Source organism: Cupriavidus sp. SIMBA_020 (assembly GCF_046535395.1).
GTDB lineage: Bacteria > Pseudomonadota > Gammaproteobacteria > Burkholderiales > Burkholderiaceae > Cupriavidus > Cupriavidus campinensis.
This window is the reverse complement of record NZ_JAWRWU010001125.1, coordinates 1-254: the sequence shown is the minus strand read 5'-3', so window position 1 is coordinate 254 and position 254 is coordinate 1. Positions and strand designations below refer to the sequence as shown.

Annotated in this window: 1 protein-coding gene; it reads right to left on the bottom strand. The window is 66.5% G+C overall.

From position 1 onward, the window contains the following. The coding region (locus SB751_RS33025; RefSeq protein ID WP_410749378.1) for a carbon starvation CstA family protein at positions 1-254 on the bottom strand (254 nt) is incomplete at both ends.

Genomic DNA, 254 nt, shown 5'->3' with positions numbered 1-254 from the left:
GGAACAGGTTGCCTGACCACACCGGGCCCGTGCCGTCGACGAACTTCGTCAGCGCGGGCATCTTCAGTTCCGGTGCGACGACCAGGATGCCGATCGCGAGGCCGAGGATCGTGCCGATCTTCAGGAACGTCGACAGGTAGTCGCGCGGCGCGAGCAGCAGCCACACCGGCAGCACCGATGCGACGAAGCCGTAGCCGATCAGGATCCACGTGAGCTGCGTGCCGTTGAACGTGAACCACGCGGCGAGCGTCGCC